This is a genomic window from Pseudokineococcus marinus, assembly GCF_013004605.1.
Taxonomy (GTDB): Bacteria; Actinomycetota; Actinomycetes; order Actinomycetales; family Quadrisphaeraceae; genus Pseudokineococcus; species Pseudokineococcus marinus.
The window spans coordinates 1-5,831 of sequence record NZ_JABEMA010000202.1 but is presented as its reverse complement, the minus strand read 5'-3'; the positions used below and the strand labels follow the sequence as shown (position 1 = coordinate 5,831).

At 77.5% G+C, this 5,831-nt stretch carries 5 protein-coding genes; 3 read left to right on the top strand and 2 right to left on the bottom strand.

Annotated elements, in window-relative coordinates; translation table 11 throughout:
- Positions 1 to 245 precede the first annotated feature (245 nt).
- Together HLB09_RS20040 and HLB09_RS12095 are read left to right on the top strand one after the other, a co-directional pair.
- The gene (locus HLB09_RS20040) at positions 246 to 638 is read left to right on the top strand and encodes a universal stress protein (RefSeq protein WP_171203618.1); all 393 of its coding nucleotides are present in this window, start codon (positions 246 to 248) and stop codon (positions 636 to 638) included.
- 63 nt (positions 639 to 701) lie between these two features.
- Positions 702 to 1,658: an acetamidase/formamidase family protein gene (locus HLB09_RS12095; protein WP_322790157.1), complete on the top strand. Its 957-nt coding sequence runs from the start codon at positions 702 to 704 to the stop codon at positions 1,656 to 1,658.
- 187 nt (positions 1,659 to 1,845) lie between these two features.
- Here the strand turns inward: HLB09_RS12095 and HLB09_RS12090 are convergent, their stop codons facing one another.
- Positions 1,846 to 3,537 carry an ABC-F family ATP-binding cassette domain-containing protein gene (locus HLB09_RS12090; RefSeq protein WP_171203617.1) on the bottom strand — a complete coding sequence of 564 codons (1,692 nt, stop codon included), beginning with the start codon at positions 3,535 to 3,537 and terminating at the stop codon, positions 1,846 to 1,848.
- Positions 3,538 to 3,733: 196 nt separating this feature from the next.
- On the opposite strand from HLB09_RS12090, the gene HLB09_RS12085 reads away from it, so the two are divergent.
- Positions 3,734 to 3,919: a hypothetical protein gene (locus tag HLB09_RS12085; protein WP_171203616.1), complete on the top strand. Its 186-nt coding sequence runs from the start codon at positions 3,734 to 3,736 to the stop codon at positions 3,917 to 3,919.
- Positions 3,920 to 4,006: 87 nt separating this feature from the next.
- On the opposite strand, the gene HLB09_RS12080 is transcribed toward HLB09_RS12085, so the two are convergent.
- Positions 4,007 to 5,653 (bottom strand): SpoIIE family protein phosphatase, encoded by a 1,647-nt coding sequence (locus HLB09_RS12080; protein WP_171203615.1) that lies wholly within the window; start codon positions 5,651 to 5,653, stop codon positions 4,007 to 4,009.
- Positions 5,654 to 5,831: the final 178 nt, after the last annotated feature.

Below are 5,831 nucleotides of genomic sequence, written 5' to 3'. Positions count from 1 at the left end.
GCGAGCGGGGGCGCCGGGGCCAGCGTCGCACCGCGGTGCGACGCGCGGCGTCCGGGGGCCGCCCGAGGAGCCCCCGAGGAGCCGTGGGACGGGTGCGGCCCGGACGGCGGTGCGTCGCCCGCGGGGCATGTCCTAGGGTCGGGCGACCCTGGGACGTGCGCCCGAGCCGTCGGGCTGCGGCGTCGTCCGGGGGCCGCCGCACTGGGCGCCGAGGCGGGCGCCACCGTCCCCCGCGAGGAGGCACCGTGAGCGTCGTGGTCGGCTACGTCCCCAGCCCCGAGGGTCGGGTCGTGCTCGAGCGCGCCATCGCGGAGGCCCGGGCGCGCGGCACCCGGCTGGTCGCGCTCAACGTGCCGCGCGCCGCCGAGTTCGCGCAGGACTTCGTCGCCGACGACGACGACCTGCAGCACCTCGACGAGGCGCTGGCCGCCGCGGGGGTCGAGCACGAGGTCCGCCGCGGGGCGGGCGACGAGACGCCGGCGGACACCCTGCTCGACCTCGTCGAGGAGGTCGGCGCCGACCTCGTCGTCATCGGGCTGCGCCGCCGCTCGCCCGTCGGCAAGATGATCATGGGCAGCACGTCGCAGCGCGTGCTCCTCGACGCCCCCTGCCCCGTGCTCGCCGTCCAGTTCGACTGACGCCCCGGCGCCGCGCGCCCCGGGCCCGACGAGGGGCCGCCCCGGCCCCGGAGAGCAGGCGCCGTGAGCCCGCTGCCCACGCCCCGCGGCCCGCACCACCGCCGTTCCCACGCCGTCTGGGACGCCTCGCTCGAGCCCTTGTCCGTCGTCGCCTCGGGCGACGAGGTGGAGGTCGTCGCCCAGGAGGCCTCCGGCGGCCAGCTCCGGCCCGACAGCACGGCCGACGAGCTCCTCTCCCTCGACATGGCGTCCCTCAACCCCGTCGTCGGGCCGTTCGCCGTCGAGGGCGCACGTCCGGGGGACGCGCTCGTCGTCGACGTGCTGTCCGTCGGCCTCGACACGTGGGGCTGGACGGCGCTCATCCCCGGCTTCGGCCTGCTCGCCGACGACTTCCCGGAGCCGTACCTGCGGACGTCGGCCGTCGACTCCACGCCCGGGGGCGGCGGGGTCCAGCTGCTGCCCGACGTCGTCCTGCCGCTCTCGCCGATGGTCGGGACGCTCGGCGTCGCCCCGCCCGAGCCCGGCCCGCACCCCGTCATCCCGCCGACGCGGTGGGGCGGCAACCTGGACGTCCGCGACGTCGGACCGGGCGCCCGCGTGGTCCTGCCGGTCGGCGTCGAGGGGGCCCTCTTCTCGCTCGGCGACGTCCACGCCGTCATGGGCGACGGCGAGGTCTGCGGCACCGGCGTCGAGACCTCCGCCGTCGTGCGGGTGCGCCTCACCGTGGCGCCCGGGCGGGCGCCGCGCTCGCCCGTCGTCATCACCGACCGGCAGAGCCTGCGGCTGGAGACGACGGTCGCGACGACCGGTGTCGGGCCGGACCTCATGGAGGGCGCGCGCGACGCCGTCCGCCAGGCCGTCGACCTGCTCGTCGAGGAGCGTGGCGTCTCCCGCGAAGACGCGTACCTCCTGCTGTCCCTGGCCGCCGACCTGCGCGTGTCCGAGGTCGTCGACGCGCCGAGCTGGGTGGTCACCTGCCACGTCCCGCGGCGTCTCCTGGCGGGCTGGCCGCACGTCTGACCCGCGCCCCACCCCCCGCACTTCATCGTCAGAACGCCCCTGAGGGGCGTCCTGCGCCGCACTCTGACGACGAAGTGCCCCTGAAGAGCGGCCCCGGACGGCACTCTGACGACGACGTGCCCCCGAGGAGCGCCTCTCGGCGGCGGTGTGACGACGAAGTGCGGGACCCGAGCTCCGAGGGGCGGGGTCAGCGCTCGGTGACGGCGCCCGCCGCGACGTCCCAGCGGCGGGTGAGGGACACGGCGTCGAGCATCCGGCGGTCGTGCGTGACGAGCAGCAGCGTGCCCGTGTAGGCGTCGAGCGCGGCCTCGAGCTGCTCGATGGCGGGCAGGTCGAGGTGGTTGGTCGGCTCGTCGAGGACGAGCAGGTTGACCCCGCGCGCCTGCAGCAGCGCCATCGCGGCGCGCGTGCGCTCGCCGGGGGAGAGGGTCGCCACGGGGCGCAGCACGTGGTCGGAGCGCAGGCCGAACTTCGCCAGCAGGGTGCGCACCTCGGCCGTGGGCCAGTCGGGCACGTGCCCCGCGACGGCGTCGAGCACCGACGGCGCCGGCCCCTGCCCGCTCCCCGCGGAGGCACCGGCGCCCGCTCCCTGCAGCGCCACCGCGCCCAGCGACCGCCGCGCCTGGTCGACCTCGCCGACGGCCACGCCCGAGCCGAGCCCGCCGTCACCCTCGTCGAGCGGGGTGCGCCCCAGCAGCGCGCCGAGCAGCGTCGTCTTGCCGGAGCCGTTGCGGCCGGTGACGCCGATGCGGTCGCCGACGTCGACCTGCAGGTCCAGCGGCCCGAGCGTGAACGAGCCCTGCCGGACGACGGCGCCCCGCAGCACGGCGACGACCGACCCCGACCGCGGCGCCGCGGCGATCTCGTACCGCAGCTCCCACTCCTTGCGGGGCTCGTCGACGACGTCGAGCCGCTCGAGCATCCGCTCGGACTGGCGGGCCTTGGCGGCCTGCTTCTCCGAGCCCTCACGCGCCTTGTGGGTGATGTGCTTGTCGCCGTCGCTCTTCTTCTTCACGGCGTCGCGCACCCCCTTCGCGAGCCAGTTGCGCTGCGTGCGGGCGCGGTCGGTGAGCGCCTGGCGGCGGTCGTCGTACTGCTCGTACGCCTCCCGCGCGTGCCGCCGCGCCGTCTCGCGCTCCTCGAGGTAGGCGTCGTACCCGCCGCCGAAGACGCTCACCTGCTGCTGGGCGAGGTCGAGCTCGACGACGCGCGTGACGACGCGCGAGAGCAGCTCGCGGTCGTGGCTGACGAGCACGACGCCGGCCCGCTGCTCGACGAGGAAGCGCTCGAGGCGGGCGAGCCCGTCGAGGTCGAGGTCGTTCGTCGGCTCGTCGAGCAGGACGACGTCGAAGCGCGAGAGCAGCAGGGCCGCCAGGCCCACGCGGGCCGCCTGACCGCCCGACAGCGACGTCATGGCCGCCGAGGTGGCGACGTCGAGCCCGAGGTCGGCGAGGACGGCGCCGGTGCGCTCCTCGAGGTCCGCGCCGCCGAGGGCGAGCCACCGCTCCAGCGCCTCGGCGTAGGCGTCGTCGGCGCCCGGCGCTCCCTCCGCGAGGGCCGCGGCCCCCGCGTCCATCGCCTCCTGCGCCGCGGCGACGCCCGTGCGCCGGGCGAGGTGCGCGAGGACGTCCTCGTCGGCGCGGCGCTCGACCTCCTGCGGCAGCCAGCCGCGGACGGCGCCGGGCGGCGTCGTCGTGACCGAGCCCTCCTGCGGCTCGTCGACGCCCGCGAGCATCCGCAGCAGCGTCGACTTGCCCGCCCCGTTGGCGCCGACGAGCCCGACGACGTCGCCGGGCGCGACGACGAGGTCCAGCCCGGAGAACAGGGTGCGGTCGGCGTGCCCGGCGGCGAGGCCCCGGGCCACGAGGGTGGCGCTCATGGGCCCCATGGTCCCAGCGGCCCCGGGCCCCGGTCGACGCACTTCCGCCGCGCGCCGGAGCCCGCGGGTCGGTAGACACGGGGGTCCGCGGTGGCAGGCGCGGTCGCGCGCGACGACGTCCGCCACCGACCGTCACCCGTCCGCAGCATCGACCTCGACCTGAGGGTCATCACGACCCGCGACCCAGGAGGACACCGTGCCCTTCCTCGTCAACATGTTCCGCCGCTGGGTCCTCGTCGCCGTGGCGCTCCCGCTCGCCGGGAAGCTCCTCGGCCACCTCGCCAGCCGGATCCGCGCCAGCCGCGGCGAGAGCGGCGTCACCAAGGCGCTCGACTCCGCGAGCCGCGCCGCCTCGCGGAAGCGGCGCCGCGAGAAGCACTGACCCCGCGGGAGCCCCGGACCAGCGGGAGCACCGGACTAGCGCCGCGTCCCCCGTCCCGGGCCCGAACGGTGGGCCCGGGGGGTGGGCTCAGGCGGTGGGGTCGGTCGGCCCGGCGTCGTGCAGCCGCACGGCCAGCAGCGCGACGTCGTCCTCGGCGTCGAGCGCGAGCCGCACGACGAGCTGGTCGAGGAGCTCGGGCAGCGGCAGGTCGCCCATCTCGGCGAGCGCCGCCTCGAGCGCGGCCGTGCCCTCGCGGACGCCGAGGTCGCGGCGCTCCACGAGCCCGTCGGTGTACAGCAGCACCGTGGCGCCCGGCTCGAGGGCGACCTCGGTGTCCCCGCGCGCGAGCTCGGGCAGGACTCCGAGCATGAGGTCGCCGGCGCCGCGGAGGTCCACGACCTCGCCGTCCGGGCGCCGCAGCAGGGGCGCGGGGTGGCCGGCCCGGCTCCAGCGCAGCGTCCGCGAGCACGGCGCGTCGTCGGCGGGCTGCGCGACGTGGAGCACCACCGCCGTGGCGGTGCGGCCCGGGTGCAGCCGGTCCATGGCCCGGTCGAGGCGCTGCAGGAGGGCCGACGGCGGCTCGACGCGGTCGGCCGCGAACCCGCGGAGCATCGAGCGGAGCTGGCCCATCGTCGCGGCCGCGCCCACGTCGTGGCCCGCGACGTCGCCGATGACGAGGGTGGTGCCCCCGTCAGGAGCGTCCAGCGCGTCGTACCAGTCCCCGCCCACGCGGGCCGTGCGCGCCGCGGTGCGGTAGAGCGCCGCGAGCTCGAGGCCGTCGCGCTGGGGGAGGTCGGTGAGCATCGCCCGCTGCAGCGTCTCGGCGACGTGCTGGCGCTGCTCGAGCAGCGTGGCGCGCTGGATGGCCTGCGCCGTGTAGCCGGCGAAGACCGACAGCAGGCCCCGCTCCTCGCGGCTCATCGCGTGCTCCTCCGACCACGTGACGGCGAGGGTGCCGAGCACGGCGTCGCCCGCGATGAGGGGCAGGTGGGCCAGGGCGTGCACGCCGGCCGTCTCGAGGTCCGGCCCGAGGTCGGGGAAGTCGGCGAGGGCCTCCTCGCGGCTCTCGTGGAGGTGCGCGCGACCGGTGCGCGCCGTCGTCGAGGGCGGGGTGTGCGCGGTGAAGGGGAAGACGGCCCAGGCCTCGGCGGTCTCCTCCGGCAGCGGGGCCAGGCTCACGTAGCTCATGGACCGCTCGTCGGCGGCGATGAGCGCGATGCCGGCGAAGCTCGCGTCGAAGCCGGAGAGGGCGACGCGCGCGACGACGTCGGCCACCTCGGCCACGGTCCGCGGCCGGGCGACGGCCTCAGAAAGGCGCAGCAGGAGGTGCGCGCGGTCGAGGGCGCGCTCGAGGTCCTCGGTGAGGCGCGCCGCCTGGCGGTCGCGGGCGCGCCGCGCGTCGGTCGTGCGGGCCGCGAGGACCACCTCGCCGTCGTCGCCGGCCGTCGCCTCGCCCTCGAGCCACAGCTCGAGCCCGGAGTCGTAGCCGTCGAAGGGCGTGGGCTCCTCGACCGCGCGCGCCGTGGCGATCGCCGTGCGCAGGAGGCCCTCGCGGGCGGGCCGCAGGTCGTCGAGGTGGTGGCCGACCACGTCGGTGACGGCGCCGCCCAGGACGGCCACCGCCCCCTGGTTGGCGTAGGTGACGACGTCGGAGGCGTCGACGACCACGAGGCCGTCGCGGGCGCTGTCGAGGGCCCGCAGCAGCGAGGCCGGTGCCTGCGCCGGTGCCTCCACGTCCACCTCCTCCTCGCGCCACCGCCCCGCGGCGGCCGAGGGGGCCGAGAGCCCCCTGCCCGCCGACCCTAACGGCCGGGCGCGGTCCGCACCGGCCGCTCGGGGGAGTCCCCTCGCCCGGGGACGCCCGCGGCGGTGGCGGGCGCGGGACCGCTGCGGCCCCGGACGGAGCGCGGGT